This is a genomic window from Cupriavidus sp. U2, from assembly GCF_009663685.2.
Taxonomy (GTDB): domain Bacteria; phylum Pseudomonadota; class Gammaproteobacteria; order Burkholderiales; family Burkholderiaceae; genus Cupriavidus; species Cupriavidus necator_C.
In genome coordinates this window covers 414,887-429,178 of sequence record NZ_RCOG02000012.1, presented here as the reverse complement: position 1 = coordinate 429,178, position 14,292 = coordinate 414,887, and the positions used below count along the sequence as shown (strand labels likewise).

Annotated in this window: 13 protein-coding genes and 1 pseudogene; 2 read left to right on the top strand and 12 right to left on the bottom strand. The window is 64.8% G+C overall.

Annotated features, from left to right (window positions below):
- Positions 1-37: 37 nt before the first annotated feature.
- A complete protein-coding gene (gene mltB, locus D9X30_RS12130; RefSeq protein WP_153947444.1) occupies positions 38-1,141 on the top strand; it encodes a lytic murein transglycosylase B in 1,104 nt (367 codons plus the stop codon).
- A gap of 90 nt (positions 1,142-1,231) precedes the next feature.
- Here the strand turns inward: mltB and cysM are convergent, their stop codons facing one another.
- The 11 genes and pseudogenes from cysM to cmk form a co-directional block, all read right to left on the bottom strand.
- The gene (gene cysM / locus D9X30_RS12125) at positions 1,232-2,134 is read right to left on the bottom strand and encodes a cysteine synthase CysM (RefSeq protein WP_092594854.1); all 903 of its coding nucleotides are present in this window, start codon (positions 2,132-2,134) and stop codon (positions 1,232-1,234) included.
- 96 nt (positions 2,135-2,230) lie between these two features.
- Positions 2,231-3,556: a solute carrier family 23 protein gene (locus tag D9X30_RS12120; RefSeq protein WP_153947443.1), complete on the bottom strand. Its 1,326-nt coding sequence runs from the start codon at positions 3,554-3,556 to the stop codon at positions 2,231-2,233.
- A gap of 220 nt (positions 3,557-3,776) precedes the next feature.
- Entirely contained in the window at positions 3,777-4,226 is a 450-nt protein-coding gene (locus D9X30_RS12115; protein WP_153947442.1) for a ComEA family DNA-binding protein, read from the bottom strand.
- A 227-nt stretch (positions 4,227-4,453) separates the two neighbouring features.
- Positions 4,454-5,446 (bottom strand): ADP-glyceromanno-heptose 6-epimerase, encoded by a 993-nt coding sequence (gene rfaD / locus D9X30_RS12110; protein ID WP_153947441.1) that lies wholly within the window; start codon positions 5,444-5,446, stop codon positions 4,454-4,456.
- Positions 5,447-5,472: 26 nt separating this feature from the next.
- Positions 5,473-6,417 (bottom strand): D-glycero-beta-D-manno-heptose-7-phosphate kinase, encoded by a 945-nt coding sequence (rfaE1, locus tag D9X30_RS12105; RefSeq protein ID WP_153947440.1) that lies wholly within the window; start codon positions 6,415-6,417, stop codon positions 5,473-5,475.
- Positions 6,418-6,487: 70 nt separating this feature from the next.
- Positions 6,488-7,796, bottom strand: a pseudogene (locus D9X30_RS12100) (UDP-glucose dehydrogenase family protein).
- Between the two features lie 39 nt (positions 7,797-7,835).
- Positions 7,836-9,068 carry a lipopolysaccharide assembly protein LapB gene (gene lapB / locus D9X30_RS12095; RefSeq protein ID WP_153946794.1) on the bottom strand — a complete coding sequence of 411 codons (1,233 nt, stop codon included), beginning with the start codon at positions 9,066-9,068 and terminating at the stop codon, positions 7,836-7,838.
- A gap of 3 nt (positions 9,069-9,071) precedes the next feature.
- On the bottom strand, positions 9,072-9,395 hold the full coding sequence (locus D9X30_RS12090; protein ID WP_153946793.1) for a LapA family protein: 324 nt from the start codon (positions 9,393-9,395) through the stop codon (positions 9,072-9,074).
- Positions 9,396-9,621: 226 nt separating this feature from the next.
- Positions 9,622-10,035, bottom strand: coding sequence for an integration host factor subunit beta (locus tag D9X30_RS12085; RefSeq protein WP_092594867.1), 414 nt, complete (start codon positions 10,033-10,035; stop codon positions 9,622-9,624).
- 30 nt (positions 10,036-10,065) lie between these two features.
- Entirely contained in the window at positions 10,066-11,760 is a 1,695-nt protein-coding gene (rpsA, locus tag D9X30_RS12080; protein ID WP_092594869.1) for a 30S ribosomal protein S1, read from the bottom strand.
- A 143-nt stretch (positions 11,761-11,903) separates the two neighbouring features.
- Complete coding sequence (gene cmk, locus D9X30_RS12075) at positions 11,904-12,563, bottom strand: (d)CMP kinase (protein ID WP_153946792.1); 660 nt, start codon at positions 12,561-12,563, stop codon at positions 11,904-11,906.
- 149 nt (positions 12,564-12,712) lie between these two features.
- Here cmk and D9X30_RS12070 point away from each other — a divergent pair, with 149 nt between their 5' ends.
- The gene (locus D9X30_RS12070) at positions 12,713-12,949 is read left to right on the top strand and encodes a DUF2061 domain-containing protein (protein ID WP_153946826.1); all 237 of its coding nucleotides are present in this window, start codon (positions 12,713-12,715) and stop codon (positions 12,947-12,949) included.
- A 27-nt stretch (positions 12,950-12,976) separates the two neighbouring features.
- Here the strand turns inward: D9X30_RS12070 and aroA are convergent, their stop codons facing one another.
- Positions 12,977-14,287, bottom strand: a complete 1,311-nt coding sequence (gene aroA / locus D9X30_RS12065) for a 3-phosphoshikimate 1-carboxyvinyltransferase (RefSeq protein WP_153946791.1) — start codon at positions 14,285-14,287, stop codon at positions 12,977-12,979.
- Positions 14,288-14,292 lie beyond the last annotated feature (5 nt).

The following is a 14,292-nucleotide window of genomic DNA, read 5'->3' as shown; positions in this document are numbered from 1 at the left end:
GCATCCGCTATACTCGGTGCGACTTGCAAAGGACATCATGACCGACCAACAGCGTTCCTTGCGCCGCCCGCTATTGGGCGCCGCACTCACCGCTGCCGCATTGGGCCTGTGCGGCGTTTCTCCAGGACTCCTGGCCGCCGGCCGACGCGTAAGTGTCCGCGAAGAGGAAATCGAACCGGGCCGCTACCGGAATCATCCGAAGACGCAGGCATTCATCGACGAGATGGTGGCGCGCAACGGCTTTCAGCGGGCCGAACTGGAATCGTATTTCAGCCAGGCCGTGTATTCGGCCACGGTCTCGCGGCTGATCATGCCGCCGACCACGCCGGGCAAGAAGAGCTGGCGTGCGTACCGGTCGCGCTTTATCGAACCGATCCGCATCAATGCCGGTGTCCGCTTCTGGCAACAGAACCGCGAGGCGCTGCGCCGCGCGGAGGCCGAGTTCGGCGTGCCGGCATCGGTCATCGTCGGCATCATTGGCGTGGAAACGATCTACGGCCGGGACATGGGCACGTTCCGCGTGCTCGACTCGCTGTCCACCCTGGCGTTCGACTACCCCGACACGCCGAATCGCGACGCCCGCACGACGCTGTTCCGCAACCAGCTGGCCGATTACCTGGTCTGGTGCCGCGACACCAGGACCGACGTGTACTCGGTCCTGGGCTCATACGCCGGCGCCGTGGGCATTCCGCAATTCATGCCGACCAGCCTGCGGGAGTACGCCATTGACTACGACGGCGACGGCCATGTCGATCTGCGCAACAGCCCCACCGACGCCATCGGCAGCGTTGGCCGCTTCCTGCAACTGCATGGCTGGGAACAGGGCCGGCCCGTGGTCTGGCGGATCGCCGGCGATGCGGGCAGCCTTGGCGTGGCCACGGCCGCGGCCGACGGCGAACCCTGGCCGACGCGCACGCTGAACCAGTTGACCAAGGCGGGGCTGCGCGTGGACGAACCCATCGACGTGCAGCGCGAAGGCGAAACAGGGGTGCTGGTCGTCGACTTGCCGACGCCGGACCAGCCGACCGAGTACATGATCGGTCTGCGCAACTTTTATGTCCTGACGCGCTACAACCGCAGTTTCTTCTACGCGCTGGCGGTGTATCAACTGGGCGAAGCCGTCAAGGCCGCCATGGGTTGAGCGCCAGGCCCCTGTCAGGTAAAAAGCCCCGCGGCGTTGCCGGCGGGGCTTTTTATTGGCTGGCGAGTGACTGGGGCTCGGGTGCCGCAATCAGGCCGGGAAGACCCCCGTCGAGAGGTAGCGGTCGCCACGATCGCATACCACGAAAACGATCGTCGCATTCTCCACTTCCTCGGCAATGCGCAGCGCCACGCACAGGGCGCCAGCGGCCGAGATTCCGCAGAAAATACCTTCCTCGCGCGCCATCCGGCGTGCCATGTGTTCCGCATCGGCCTGCGTGACAGGCTCCTGGCGATCAATGAACTTCGGATCGTAGATCTTCGGCAGATACGCTTCGGGCCACTTGCGGATCCCCGGAATGCGCGACCCTTCGGCGGGCTGGGCACCGATGATCTGGATGGCGGGGTTCTTTTCCTTAAGGAAGCGCGAAACACCGGTGATGGTGCCGGTCGTGCCCATTGCCGAGACGAAGTGGGTAATACGGCCCTCGGTGTCCTGCCAGAGTTCCGGGCCCGTGGACTCGTAGTGTGCCAGCGGATTGTCCGGGTTGGCGAACTGGTCCAGGATCACGCCCTTGCCCTCGCGCTCCATGGCATCGGCCAGGTCACGCGCATACTCCATGCCGCCCTTGACCGGGGTCAGGATGATTTCCGCGCCATAGGCCGCCATGCTCTGGCGACGCTCCAGGCTCAGATCCTCGGGCATGATCAGCACCATGCGATAGCCGCGGATGGCGGCTGCCATGGCCAGTGCGATGCCCGTGTTACCCGACGTGGCTTCGATCAGCGTGTCGCCAGGCTTGATGCGGCCACGCTCTTCTGCGCGGCGGATCATCGACAGCGCGGGGCGGTCCTTGACCGAGCCGGCCGGGTTGTTACCCTCGAGCTTGCCAAGGATCACGTTGCCGCGCGCTTCGATGGCAGCGCCGGGAATACGCTGCAGTCGTACCAGCGGCGTGTTGCCGATGGTGTCTTCAATCGTTTTGTAGGCCATGGTGCGGGGAGGTCGGTTTTCGTCGGCCATTGTAATGCACCAACCTTACCCGCACCGGCGGCCGGGCCATTCCGGCCCGTGCCGGCGCGCGCCGGTTCAGTGCGTCAGGCCCTGGTCTTCCGGATGACGGCTGCCCAGCAGGTGGTACAGCAGGATCGCGCCGAACGTGGCCGTCCCGATGCCGCCCAGCGTCATGCCGCCGAATTTCAGCGTCAGGTCGCCAGCGGCCACGGTCAGCGTCGCACCGACCGTGATCAGGTTGCGCGAGCTGGAAAAATCCACGTGGTTCTGCACCCAGATGCGCCCGGCCGTGGCCGAGATCAGGCCGAACACGACGATGGTCAGGCCCCCGATGACCGGACCGGGAATCGTCAGGATCAGCGCGCCGAACTTGGGCGAGAAACCGAGCAGGATCGCCACCGCCGCGGCCACCACGAAGATCAGCGTCGAATAGATGCGGGTGACGGCCATCACGCCCATGTTTTCGGCGTACGTGGTCACGCCGGTGCCGCCGCCGGACGCCGACAGCATCGTGGCCACGCCATCGCCGATGAATGCGCGGCCGATGTACGGATCGAGATTGCGCCCCGTCATCACGCCAATGGCCTTGATATGGCCCAGGTTCTCGGCCACCAGCACGATGGCCACTGGCGCGATCAGCAGCATCGCGTTGGCCTGGAAGACCGGCGTGGTGAACGCCGGCATGCCGAACCAGCTGGCGGCGGCCACGCCGGAGAAGTCGATGGGGTGGCCCATGCCCATCAGATTGGTCGCCACGAAATACGCGAGGTAGCCTGCCAGGCCGCCAAGCAGCACCGGCAGGCGCCCCAGCATGCCCGGCGCCCGTACCGCGATCAGCCCCACGGCCAGCACCGTCAGCAGGCCCACCCAGGTATCGAGCGCCGCCCCGCTGACCGCCTTGACGGCCACCGGCGCCAGGTTCAGGCCGATGGCAGCGACGATGGCACCCGTCACCACCGGCGGCATCAGTTTTTCCACCCACGCATAGCCCACGGTCTGCACGATCAGTCCGATGATCGTGTACACGGCGCCGGCGGCGATGATGCCGCCCAGGGCGACCGGGATATTCGCGTTCGGGCCGCTACCGCTGTAGCCGGTCGCCGCGATCACCACGGCGATGAATGCGAAGCTCGATCCCAGGTAGCTGGGCACGCGGCCGCGCACGCACAGGAAGAACAGCAAGGTGCCGATGCCAGAGAACAGGATCGCGATATTGGGAGGAAAGCCCATCAGGATCGGGGCAATCGCCGTGGAGCCGAACATCGCCACCACGTGCTGAATGCCCGCGAGAATCGTCTGACCTGCCGGCAGACGTTCGTCGGGAGCGATCACCCCCTCGGTCCTGAGCCGCCACTTCGGCAGGAAACTCCCGTCGTCAATGCTGTCCTGGCCATTCGCCATGTTGTTCTCTCCCTGTCAGCGGCACGGCTGCGTTGCCGGTTGAATTATCGGTATGGAAATCCCGGTTGCGGGCCGGCGCCAGGCGTCGGCCCGCAACGGCGATGCGCATGATACCCCGCACCCCCGGTGGTGCAAATCGGGACTGCGGCGCGCATGCCACGCCAGCGAAGCACAACGCATACCAGCCCCGGGCTGTTGACCCGGGGCGCGAGCGCCGGCCTCAGCGCGCTGGCGTGGTCTTCGGCGCCGCCTGGGGCGCCGGCTTCGGCGCGGGCTTGCCATCCTTGCGTGCGGCTGCCGTGGTAGCGGACGGCTTGCCGAACGTCAGCCCCGCTTCCTGGAGATTGGCCGCCGATTTCGCCCCCACCCCCGGCACGCGGTCTGCAAGGTCAGCCGCGTCCTGGAACGCCCCGTTCTTGTCGCGCTCCGCCAGAATGCGCTTGGCCGTTGCCGGGCCAATACCCTTGATCGTGGTCAGCGCCACCTCGTCGGCGCTATTCACGTCGACCTCGGCGTGGGCCGGCCCCATGCCAGCCATGGCCAGCGTGAACGCAAGGGCCAGGCTGGCGCGCCGCCACGCGCGGTGCGCGCTTCGCGATGTGCTGGTCAGAAAGTTGCCGGTCAGGGCCGCCGGCGCATTCGCCTGGGCGGCGTCGTACGTCTTGTGCATCGATGAAACTCCTTTCCTTTCGGGTTGCTGTCCGCCGCCGGATGGCAACGGAAGCGGTCAGGATAGGAGTCCGATCGGACGTCAGAAATGGCTGGACACATGAGTTCACAATATCCGCGCGTTTGTGTGTCCAAGCGCAATATTGGTGATGTACTGCCGGACTTCTCCGAGTCCGGCCAGGTTGGACCGTGGCGCGGGCGCGACACGGCCATGCGCGGCCGCGCGCTTCAGCTACGGTCGAGCAGCCACTTGCAGTAGCGGCTCACGCCTTCCTGCACCGTCAGGAACGGCGCCTCATAGCCGGCCGAGCGCAGGCGCGACACGTCGGACTGCGTGAAGCACTGGTACTTGCCGCGCAATGCATCGGGAAACTTCACGTATTCGACCAGTCCTTCCTGCACCATGTCTTCCAGCGACAGGGGCGGCTTGTCCTCGGACTCGCGCAACGCATTCACCACCGACACCGCAATATCGTTAAACGGCTGCGAACGGCCGGTGCCAAGGTTGAAGATGCCGGACTTTTCCGGATGATCCAGGAAGTACAGGTTGACCTTGACCACGTCTTCCACCGACACGAAGTCGCGGCTTTGCGTGCCCGGCGCATAGCCGTTGTACTCGCCGAACAGCTTGACCGAGCCTTCGGCGCGGAACTGGTTGAAATGGTGGAACGCCACCGACGCCATGCGGCCCTTGTGGAATTCGCGCGGGCCGTAGACGTTGAAGTAGCGGAAGCCGACAATCTGTGAATGCGCGGACGGCAGCCGGCGGCGCACCACCTGGTCGAACAGGAATTTCGAATAGCCGTAGACGTTCAGCGGCTTTTCGTACTCGCGATCCTCGCGGAACATCGTAGAAGCGCCATAAGTGGCGGCCGACGACGCATAGAGGAACTGGGTGCCCTGCTCCAGGCAGGCTTCCATCAGCGCCAGCGTGTAGCGGTAGTTGTTCTCCATCATGTAGCGGCCGTCCGTTTCCATGGTGTCGGAGCAGGCGCCCTCATGGAATACCGCGCGCACATGGCCGAAATCGCCGCGCTTGAAACGCTCGACGAACTCGGCCTTGTCCAGGTAGTCGGCAATCTCGCAGTCCACGAGATTGTTGAATTTCTCGGCTCGCGTCAGGTTGTCGACCGCGACGATATGCGATTCGCCGCGTTCGTTCAGGCCCTTGACGATGTTGCTGCCGATAAAGCCGGCAGCGCCGGTCACGATGATGGTCATGGCGGATTCAGGCTGGCAGGCGCGCCTCAGGCAGCGCCAAACAATTCGGGATAAGTGACAACGGCGGTACCCAGCTTGCCGACGACGATGCTGCCGGCGCGGTTGGCATGCTGCACGGCTTCCTTGAGCGGCACACCGGCGCCCAGCATGGTGGCCAGCGTGGCGATTACCGTGTCGCCGGCCCCCGATACATCATAGACTTCGCGCGCCTGGGCCGAGACATGCAGCACTTCGGCCTCGGTATAGAGCGTCATGCCCTCTTCCGAGCGCGTCAGCAGCAACGCTTCGAGCTGAAGCTCGCGGCGAAGGTTCTGGGCGCGGATGGTCAGGTCGGCCTCAGTCTTCCAGGCGCCGACCACGGCGCGCATTTCGGCGCGGTTCGGCGTGATCAGCGTGGCGCCGCGGTAGCGCGAGTAATCGTCGCCCTTGGGGTCGATCAGCACGGTGCGCCCGGCCGCGCGGCCCGCGTCGACCATGCGGCCGACATGGGTCAGGCCGCCCTTGCCGTAGTCCGACAGCACCAGCACCTGGTAGTCGTTGACCAGGTGCTGGTAGCGGTCCTGTACCGAAGCCAGCACTTCGCTGGCCGGTGCGTTCTCGAAATCCACCCGCAACAGCTGCTGCTGGTGTGCCACCACACGCAGCTTGATGGTGGTGTTCAGGCTGGCGTCGCGATGCAGGTACGGCTGGACGTGGCTCTCGTTGAGCAGCGCCTCCAGCGTGCGGCCCGGCTCGTCGTCGCCCACCACGCCGAGCATGCCCACGCGGGCGCCCAGCGCGGCGGCGTTGCGGGCCACGTTGGCGGCGCCGCCCAGGCGCTCGTCGCTGCGCTTGATCTGCACCACGGGCACGGGCGCTTCCGGCGAGATGCGCTCCACATCGCCGAACCAGTAGCGGTCCAGCATCATGTCGCCCACCACCAGCACCTGAGACTGGCGGATCTGGTCCTGCGGAATCGTGTTCTTGCTCATGAACTTCCCTTTGCGACACGCCGTGCCGGAACGGTGCGGCGGGTCGGTCTGGTTACGCGGTTGAAACGAATCAGTGCGCGGCGGTAGAGCGCCCGATCGCGTGATACTCGATGCCGGCCTGAGCCATGGCATCCGGTTCATAGAGGTTACGGCCGTCGATGATGACCGGCGTCTTGAGCAACGCGCGGATCTGCGTGAAATCGGGGCTGCGGAAAACCTTCCACTCCGTCACGATCACCAGCGCATCGGCGTCCTTCAGCACGTCCATCTGGGCGTCGCAGAATTGCACACGATCCATGCCGCCGGGCATGTCGGCCAGGTCGGTCTCCAGCACGCGGCGGGCCTCGTGCATCGCCACGGGGTCGTGCACGCGCAGCGACGCGCCGCGCGATACCAGCTCACGGGCCAGCACGCGGGCCGGCGCCTCGCGCATGTCGTCGGTATTGGGCTTGAATGCCAGGCCCCAGACACCGAAAGTCTTGCCGGTCAGATCCTCACCAAAGCGATTGACCACCTTGCGGCCCAGCACCTGCTTTTGCGCATCGTTGACGGCCTCCACGGCCTCCAGCACCCGCATCGGCTTGCCATAGGCGCTGGCTGTGCGCATCAGCGCCTGCACGTCCTTGGGAAAGCAGGAGCCACCGTAGCCGGCGCCCGCGTACAGGAAGCTGTAGCCGATGCGGGGGTCCGAGCCGATGCCCATCCGNCGTGGCCAGCATCGAATTGGCCGCGTACTTCGTGAATTCGGCCGAACGCACGTCCATGTAGAACGTGCGCTCGTGGTTGCGGTTGAACGGCGAGTACAGCTGACGCATGATGGCCTGCGCGTGGCGGCCGGCGACATCCGGCGCGCAGCCCAGCACGATGCGGTCCGGACGCATGAAGTCTTCCACGGCCGCGCCTTCCTTCAGGAACTCGGGGTTGGACACCACCGAGTACTGCAGGTCTTCCAGCCCGCGCGCCGTCAGTTCCTCGCGGATCACGGCGGCCACGCGGTCGCCGGTGCCCACGGGCACGGTCGACTTGTCCACCACCACCTTGAAACCGGTCATATGGCGGCCGATGTTGCGCGCGGCGGCCAGCACGTACTGCAGATCGGCCGAGCCGTCCTCGTCAGGCGGGGTGCCCACGGCGATGAACTGGACATCGGCATGCTCGACGCTGGCGGCGACATCGGTGGAAAACGTCAGCCGGCCTGCCGCGCGGTTGCGGTCGATCAGTTCCTTCAGGCCCGGTTCGTAGATGGGCACGCCACCGGCGTTCAGCAGGGCGATCTTCTTTTCGTCGACATCGAGGCAGAACACGGAATTGCCGAGTTCGGCCAGACAGGCACCGGTCACCAGGCCAACATAGCCGCTGCCGATAATCGTAACTTTCATTGCGGAAGCTCCAGGGAATTCGGGGTCGCTTGAGATGGATTAGCCAAGCGCTTCGGAGCGGCGCGGCGCATAGGTCTCCCAGCGGTTGCAGCCGGGGCACTGCCAGTAGAAGAGCCGGGCGCGGAAGCCGCATTCGCGGCAGGTATAGCGCGCCAGATTACGGGTGCGAAGTTGCAGCAGGTCGCGGATCGCCTCGATTTCCTTCGTCTGGTCGTCCGGATCGGCGCCTGCGTCCGCGCCTTCGGCCGGCGCCTCGCCATTGGCGCCGACAGGCTGCTGCGCCTTGGTCTCGGCCGCCTGCGCCTCGAAATACCGGGTCAGGGCCAGCAGCGTCGGCTGGCGGCGCAACTGGTCGCGCATCAGCGCGGTAGCGGCCACCGGGCCGTTCGCTTCGAGTTCGGTGCGATAGGCGGTATCGAGCAGTTCCGGTGCCAGCTTGGTCTTGAGCAGGTCGCGCAGCCACTGCAGGGCCTTGTCCTGCTCGCCCAGCGTCGCGTAGGCCTTGACCACCCGGTCAGCCACCAGCGGCAGATAGGCCGCATCCTGGCTTTCGATGCCGAGCCAGTGCTCCAGCGCGCCGGTCTGGTCGCCCGCCGCGGCGGCCACATCGCCCAGCAGGATCGGCGCACGTACATTGGCCGGATTTTCCTCGCGGGCACGACGCAGCCATTCGATGGCTTCTTCGGGCTTCTTCTTCTGCAGCGCGTCCTGCGCCAGTTCACAGCAGAACTGGGCGATCTGCACGCGGTAGTCCTTCTGGTCCAGCGTCTGCAGTTCGCGTGCGGCGTCGATGGCCTTCGACCATTCCTTCTCGACTTCGTACAGTTCCAGCAGCACGCGCTTGGCCGATGCCGCGTACGGGCCGGACATCAGCCGGCGCAGCGACTCCTCGGCACGGTCCAGCAGACCGGCACGCAGAAAGTCCTGGCCCAGTTCATAGAGTGCGTGCTCACGTTCGGGTTCGGGAAGGTCTGGCCGGGTGGCCAGGTTCTGATGCACGCGGATCGCGCGCTCGGTCTCGCCGCGTCGGCGGAACAGCGCGCCCAGCGCAAAGTGCAGCTCGGTGGTCTCGGGGTCGAGACGCGCCACCTCGACAAAGGCGTCGATGGCCTTGTCGGGTTGCTCGTTGAGCAGGAAATTGAGGCCCTTGAAATACGAACGCGGCAACGCGCCCTGTTCGCTCATCAGCTGGCGCAGGTCGAAGCGCGCAGCCATCCAGCCAAGGCCAAATACAAGTGGCAGCGCCAGCAGCCACCAGGTTTCAAACATCATGGGTCAGACTTTCGGACCGACTACGTTATAAGGTACGCCCGGCTTGGCCTCGGGCGGCACGACATCCACCGCCGGCGTGGCCCGCACCGCGCCCAGGGCACGACGCAGGCGCGACGCTTCCATGCGCTGGCGCATCAGCCCCGGCGCCACGGCAGCCAAGGCGGCCACGATGCCCAGCCCGAACGCCGCCAGCAGGATCAGGATCAGCGGGGCATGCCAGACCGCCCCGAAGAACAGCTGCAGGTCGGCATCGCCGGTATTGCGCAGTGCCAGCACGAACAGCAGCACGAACAGGACGATGCGGAAGATCCAGGTGATGAGTTTCATGCGGTGAATGCCATCGGATCAGGGGTGCACAACCGGTCACGCAACAGCGATCCGGCGCACCCGGCCAAGGATTCTCGGCATTGTAGCGGAATCACTTCTCGCAAACGGTAACGATTGGTCGCCGGGCGCGCCGGCCGCCGCGGCAGCCGGCCGTCATCCGCGCGCAAACAAAAAACGCCCCCGAAGGGGCGTTTTTCCACAGACTTGCCAGTATGGCGAGCATGCATCAGGAACGGACCAGATTGAGCTGATTGTCCTCGTGCAGGCCGGCCGGAGCCGGTTGCGACGGGGCCAGCGACTGCCCTGCCTTGCCGTGCGGCGCCTGACCGTTGACGGTCGCGACGCCACCCTGTGGCGATACAGGGCGGTCTACCCGCTCCCGCAACTCCTTGCCCGCCTTGAAATGCGGCACCCGCTTTTCGGGCACCAGCACGCGTTCGCCGGACTTGGGGTTGCGGCCCACGCGAGGCGGCCGCCGGTTCAGACCAAAGCTGCCGAAGCCACGGATCTCGATGCGATGGCCATCGGCCAGGGCTTCGGACATCGCGTCGAGAATCGTTTTTACCGAGATGTCCGCATCCCGCAGCAGCAACTGCGGAAAACGGGCAGCCAGTTTTTCGACGAGCTCGGACTTGGTCATGGGCGGTCTCGCTTCGCGCGGCGCTCTAGATTACTGGTTTTCCTGGCCCAGCTTGGCCTTCAGCAGCGCGCCCAGGTTGGTCGTGCCAGCCGTGCCGGTGTCAGCCTGGAACTTCTGCATCGCTTCCTGCTGCTCTGCGCTGTCCTTGGCCTTGATCGACAGGTTGATGTTGCGCGACTTGCGGTCGACGTTCACCACCAGGGCGGTGATCTGCTCGCCTTCCTTCAGCACGTTGCGGGCATCTTCCACGCGGTCAGCGGAGATTTCCGATGCGCGCAGGTAGCCTTCGACGTCGTCAGCCAGTTGCACCACGGCGCCCTTGGCATCCACAGCCTTGATCGTGCCGTTGACGAGCGAACCCTTGTCGTTGGCCGAGATGAAGTTGTTGAACGGATCGCCCGACAGCTGCTTGATACCCAGCGAGATGCGTTCCTTGTCGACGTCGATGCCCAGGACGACAGCTTCCACTTCGTCGCCCTTCTTGTACTTGCGCACGGCTTCTTCGCCCGACTCTTGCCACGACAGGTCCGACAGGTGCACCAGACCGTCGATGCCGCCCGGCAGACCGATGAACACGCCGAAGTCGGTGATCGACTTGATCTGGCCCGTCAGCTTGTCGCCCTTCTTGTGGTTGCGGCTGAAATCGTCCCACGGATTGGCCTTGCACTGCTTCATGCCCAGGCTGATACGACGCTTGTCTTCGTCGATATCCAGAACCATGACTTCGACTTCGTCGCCCAGCTGGACAACCTTCGACGGGGCCACGTTCTTGTTGGTCCAGTCCATTTCCGACACGTGGACCAGGCCTTCGATACCGGCTTCGATTTCCACGAATGCGCCGTAGTCGGTCAGGTTCGTCACCTTGCCGAACAGACGCGTGCCTTGCGGGTAGCGGCGCGAGATGCCCACCCACGGATCTTCGCCCAGTTGCTTCACGCCCAGCGAGACGCGGTTCTTTTCCTGGTCGAACTTGAGGATCTTGGCGGTGATTTCCTGGCCAACCGACAGCACTTCGCTCGGGTGACGCACACGACGCCATGCCAGGTCGGTGATGTGCAGCAGGCCGTCGATACCACCCAGGTCCACGAACGCGCCGTAGTCGGTGATGTTCTTGACGATACCGTTGACGATCGCGCCTTCCTTCAGCGTTTCCATCAGCTTCTGGCGCTCTTCGCCCAGCGTGGCTTCCACGACGGCGCGGCGCGACAGCACGACGTTGTTACGCTTGCGGTCGAGCTTGATGACCTTGAATTCGAGGGTCTTGCCTTCGTACGGCGTGGTGTCCTTGATCGGACGCACGTCGACGAGCGAACCGGGCAGGAAGGCACGGATGCCGTTGACCATGACGGTCAGGCCGCCCTTGACCTTGCCGGTCACGGTACCCGAGATGATCTCGCCGTCTTCCAGCGCCTTCTCGAGGTTCAGCCACGATGCCAGGCGCTTGGCCTTGTCGCGGGACAGGATGGTGTCGCCATAGCCGTTCTCGAGCGCATCGATGGCCACGGAGACATAGTCGCCGGCCTGCACTTCGAGCTCGCCCTGGTCGTTCAGGAACTCCTCCACCGGCACAAATGCTTCGGACTTGAGGCCGGCGTTGACGACCACGAAATTGTGGTCGATGCGCACGACTTCAGCGGAAATCACTTCGCCAGCCTTCATATTGGAGCGGGCGATCGATTCCTCGAACAGTGCGGCAAAGGATTCGTTAGTTTGCAGGTCGGACATAAACGTAAAGTAGCAATCCGCAGTACGTAGGCCGGCACGCGTATCGTGCACAGTCTGCCTTACGCAGCGGGGTCAGGTTGAACAACCTGTACCGGACGGGTTGGGTTCCGATACAGGCCCGGTTCGGTGCCTCATGGTTTTACTCACCGCACCGCGGCGAACCACTCCAGCACCTGCGCCACCGCCTCGTCCACCGTCATTTCGGAGGTGTCCAGGCGTTGCGCGTCTTCCGCGGGACGCAACGGTGCGGCGGCACGGGAACGGTCCCGCGCGTCGCGCGCCTCGAGGTCACGCAAAAGGTCTTCGATATTAGCAGAAATTCCCTTATCAATCAATTGTTTATAGCGCCTGCGGGCGCGCGCCTCGACACTCGCGGTCAGGAACACCTTGAGGCGGGCCTCCGGGAAGATCACCGTGCCCATGTCGCGGCCGTCCGCCACGAGGCCGGGCAGCTTGCGAAAGCCGCGCTGAAGTGCGGTCAGCGCATCACGCACGGGCTGATGGACGGCCAGCGCCGACGCCCGGTTGCCGATTGCCTCCTGGCGAATCAGCTGGCTGACCTCTTCGCCTTCGAGCCAGACCCGGTCCGGGCCGAACTTCACATCGAGGCGCAAGGCGATCTTTGCAAGGGTATCGACGTCGCCGATGTCCACGTCGGCACGTTCGCTGGCCAGCGCCACCAGCCGATACAGCGCGCCGCTGTCCAGCAGATGGAAGCTCAGGGCATCTGCCACCTTGTGGGCCACCGTTCCCTTGCCGGAAGCGGTTGGTCCATCTATGGTGATGACGTCAATGATAGTCATTCTTAATTAGTTAGCTTGAAACTATTGATTTTCGACTTTGATTGAGAGTCGTTATCATCTAATCCATGGTTGCGCGGCTGCAGCGTTCCCGTTCCCTACAAAAGGCGCTGCGCGACCATCCCGACATTTTTCGACGCGAGCAATCCACCATGGCCAAAACCCTGACCTTCGGCATCATGCACCTGGGCATCGCCTTCAGCGTGACCTACGCGCTGACCGGCAGCCTGGCCATCAGCGGCGCCATCACCTTCATCGAACCGGCCGTCAACACGGTCGCCCACTATTTCTTCGACAAGTACTGGGAGCGCCGTGAACGCCGCGGAAATCCCGCAACGGCCGGAGCCAGCCGTGAAGCGCCGGCGGCGCCCCACCTGGCCGCCGCCTGAACACTGCTATTGAACCGGAGTGGCCGCTTACCGCGCCACCCCGGCAAACACCGAGAAATATTCCGGGAACGTCTTCGCCACGCAGCCCGGATCGTTGATCCGCACCGGCAGCGGCCCAAAAGCGGCCAACGAGAAACACATGGCCATCCGGTGATCATCATAGGTGCCAATGCCGTCGGCCGGGGTCTGCCACGCGTTTGATGCCGGAGGCGTCACTTTGAGGTAGTCTGCGCCCTCTTCCACCGTGGCGCCCAGTTTGCGCAGCTCCGTCGCCATGGCGGTAATACGATCGGTTTCCTTGACGCGCCAGCTGGCGATATTGGTCAGCGTGGTCGTGCCTTCGGCGAACAGTGCCGCCACGGCCAGCGTCATCGCGGCGTCGGGAATATGGTTGCAGTCGAGTTCGATGCCATTGAGCCGGCCGTCGTCGCGCTCGGTGCCGCGTACCTCGATCCAGTTGTCGCCCGCCATCACGTTGGCGCCCATGCGGTTCAGCGCATCGGCAAAGCGCACATCGCCCTGGATGCTCGACAAACCCACGCCTTCGACCCGCACCGGACCGCCGCCAATCGCGCCGGCAGCCAGGAAATACGATGCGGTCGAGGCATCGCCCTCGACGTAGATCTCGCCCGGCGAGCGGTACTGCGCGCCGGCCGGCAGGATGAAACGTTCCCAGCCCTGCCGCTCGACCACGATGCCAAAGCGCGCCAGCAGGTTCAGCGTGATCTCGATGTACGGCTTCGAGATCAGCTCACCCACCACTTCGATCTCGATCCGCCCCGACGGCGCCGACGCCATCGGCAGCGTCATCAGCAGCGCGGTCAGGAACTGGCTCGACACATCGCCACGCACGCGGATCGGCGTATCGATGCGGATCTGCGCGGGCTTGATCTCCAGCGGCGGATAGCCCGGTGTGCCCAGGTATTCGATGGCGGCGCCAACCTGCCGCAGGCCGTCCACGAGATCGCCGATCGGCCGCTCGTGCATGCGCGCCACGCCGCTGAGCCTGTACGCGCCGCCCTGCAGCGCCAGCGCCGCCGTCAGCGGACGAATCGCCGTACCGGCATTGCCCATGAACAGGTCGGCGGCCTTGTTCGGAAAATGGCCACCCACGCCAGTCACGATGCAGTCGCCGCCGTCACGGCGCCAGGTCACGCCCAGCACCTTCAGTGCTTCGAGCATGACCTGGGTGTCGTCGGAATCGAGCAGATCGCGAACGCGTGTCTCGCCGGTTGCCAGTGCGGATAGCAGCAGCACGCGGTTGGAGATGCTCTTCGAGCCAGGCAGGCGCACGGTGCCCGATGCGCGGGTCAGCGGGCCGAGGGTCAGATGTTCCATGGTCT

Excerpts from the sequence above, each read along its gene's own strand:
- rpsA (WP_092594869.1), bottom strand. The coding sequence starts at position 11,760 with ATGTCCGACCTGCAAACTAACGAATCCTTTGCCGCACTGTTCGAGGAA.
- D9X30_RS12115 (WP_153947442.1), bottom strand. The coding sequence starts at position 4,226 with ATGCACAAGACGTACGACGCCGCCCAGGCGAATGCGCCGGCGGCCCTG.
- D9X30_RS12070 (WP_153946826.1), top strand. The coding sequence starts at position 12,713 with ATGGCCAAAACCCTGACCTTCGGCATCATGCACCTGGGCATCGCCTTC.
- D9X30_RS12085 (WP_092594867.1), bottom strand. The coding sequence starts at position 10,035 with ATGACCAAGTCCGAGCTCGTCGAAAAACTGGCTGCCCGTTTTCCGCAG.
- mltB (WP_153947444.1), top strand. The coding sequence starts at position 38 with ATGACCGACCAACAGCGTTCCTTGCGCCGCCCGCTATTGGGCGCCGCA.
- cmk (WP_153946792.1), bottom strand. The coding sequence starts at position 12,563 with ATGACTATCATTGACGTCATCACCATAGATGGACCAACCGCTTCCGGC.
- D9X30_RS12090 (WP_153946793.1), bottom strand. The coding sequence starts at position 9,395 with ATGAAACTCATCACCTGGATCTTCCGCATCGTCCTGTTCGTGCTGCTG.
- aroA (WP_153946791.1), bottom strand. The coding sequence starts at position 14,287 with ATGGAACATCTGACCCTCGGCCCGCTGACCCGCGCATCGGGCACCGTG.
- lapB (WP_153946794.1), bottom strand. The coding sequence starts at position 9,068 with ATGATGTTTGAAACCTGGTGGCTGCTGGCGCTGCCACTTGTATTTGGC.
- D9X30_RS12120 (WP_153947443.1), bottom strand. The coding sequence starts at position 3,556 with ATGGCGAATGGCCAGGACAGCATTGACGACGGGAGTTTCCTGCCGAAG.
- rfaE1 (WP_153947440.1), bottom strand. The coding sequence starts at position 6,417 with ATGAGCAAGAACACGATTCCGCAGGACCAGATCCGCCAGTCTCAGGTG.
- cysM (WP_092594854.1), bottom strand. The coding sequence starts at position 2,134 with ATGGCCTACAAAACGATTGAAGACACCATCGGCAACACGCCGCTGGTA.
- rfaD (WP_153947441.1), bottom strand. The coding sequence starts at position 5,446 with ATGACCATCATCGTGACCGGCGCTGCCGGCTTTATCGGCAGCAACATC.